This is a genomic window from Pseudomonas sp. LAIL14HWK12:I1 (genome assembly GCF_003202095.1).
Taxonomy (GTDB): Bacteria; Pseudomonadota; Gammaproteobacteria; order Pseudomonadales; family Pseudomonadaceae; genus Aquipseudomonas; species Aquipseudomonas monteilii.
In genome coordinates this window covers 1-1,705 of record NZ_QJKG01000022.1, presented here as the reverse complement: position 1 = coordinate 1,705, position 1,705 = coordinate 1, and the positions used below count along the sequence as shown (strand labels likewise).

Annotated in this window: 1 protein-coding gene and 1 pseudogene; both read left to right on the top strand. The window is 60.9% G+C overall.

What is annotated here, in order from left to right:
• Nucleotides 1-696 (top strand): annotated as a pseudogene (locus D906_RS26395) (type VI secretion system tip protein VgrG); the annotation flags it as partial.
• The gene (locus D906_RS26390; protein WP_025755081.1) at nt 696-1,574 is read left to right on the top strand and encodes a DUF4123 domain-containing protein; all 879 of its coding nucleotides are present in this window, start codon (nt 696-698) and stop codon (nt 1,572-1,574) included. The pseudogene D906_RS26395 and the gene D906_RS26390, both read left to right, overlap by 1 nt.
• The last annotated feature ends 131 nt before the right edge of the window (nt 1,575-1,705 follow it).

The following is a 1,705-nucleotide window of genomic DNA, read 5'->3' as shown; positions in this document are numbered from 1 at the left end:
CAGACCCATAAAGGTGATGGTTACAACGAACTGCGTTTCGAGGACGAACTGGGCAAAGAGGAAGTGTTCATCCATGCCCAGCGGGACAAGAACAAGATCGTCAGGCACGACGAGACCACGCAAGTGGGCAACGACCGCACCGAACGCGTCGAACGGGACGAGACGATTTCGATTGGGCAGGACCGTCTTGAAGACGTTGCCCGGGACGAGACCGTAAGCATCGGCCAGAACCGGGCACATGAAGTTGGCAATGACGACAGCCTGAGCGTTGGCCGTACCCATACCATCACCACAGGCAAGGACCGAATCGAACACGTCGGCAATCACCGGCAGGACCTCACCAAGGCCAACCATACGGTAGAGATCGGTGGCCATCTCGAACAGGTCGTGGCCGGTCACAGCACATTGCAAACCGGCGAGGCTATTCGGCACACCACCAAGGTTTACGACATCCAGGTCAGCGAAAGCCTGACGATCAGAAGTCCGGCAGGTCTTCTACGAATCGACGGCGCCGGCATCACGCTGGACGGCCTTGCGCTGGACTTCAAGGGGCCGGTCAGCCAGCAGGCCAAGGGCAGCCAGCGCATGACTGCCACTTCCGGCGTACCTGAGCCTGGGGAGCCGATTTGTCTGAGTTGCTTGCTCAAAGCCATCGCCGACGGCCACAACATGATTCCCATGGAGGGTGCCAGCTGATGCCCAGCCCATTTATCAGAGCAATGGTAGAAGTGCTACGCACATCCGACCGCTATCGCCTGAGTGCCGTCGTTGAAATGGCCAACCTTTCACCCCGGGCCCGGGAAACGCTGACCCAACATTACACGGGGCGCTGCTGGCCTTTGTTGCAACAGGCCCAATTCAGCAATTTACGCGCGGTAGGCCCTTGGTTGTTCAGCTCCAGGCCAGGTTCCGATGTCTCAGGCCAGTACGATTTCCAGTGGCAGCTGGAGCAAGGTGCAATGGGTGCGGTGAGTGGCTGGATCGTCAGTGCGCTGCCAGCCGCCCAGCTTGTACAGCACTTGAGCCAGGCCAACTCCGTTACCGGGCCGGATGGCCACGCTTACCTGTTGCGTTACCACACCGCAGCCGTCCTGCAAGTGTTGGATACCTGCCGCGAGTTGCCTGGCGTGGCCGAGTGGTTGGCGCCCATTCATTGCTGGTGGTCCCCGGTGGCGCATCCGCACAAGAGGTTGTGGGTGCAAATCGCTGGCGGCGACCAGCCTCGCATGATCCATGTCCCGCCCATCACCCTGAGCGAAGACTGCTGGGCAGCCTTGGCCGGCGACCCACTGAGCTATCAACTTGCCGAAATGCTGAAGCACGAGCCGTCTTGCGCGGCCTTCACGGCTGTCTGCCACGGTACGCAAATTGGCCTGATCCAGCACCACCTGAATCAGGCCCGCGCGCAAGGACTGGATCGAGAGCAAGACCTGGTCAGCTATGTGCTGATGATGGCCCGCGCCGGAGAACAGCTCTGCGAATCACCTGCCTGGCAAGACGCAATCGCTGCTACACGCGAGCAGCGAACGCCCCTGATCGATAACGTGCAGCGATGCCTGCACGGCAAGGACTGAGGTACACAATGGACTCATTGAACGAAGCCCTGGAACTGTGCCGGCGCATCACCACCGGCTACCGTCCCGCCCTGCGCAACAGCCCGGTCGCCGACTGCACCCGCCGCTTCGAGCTGCTGCCCCTGCGCTAC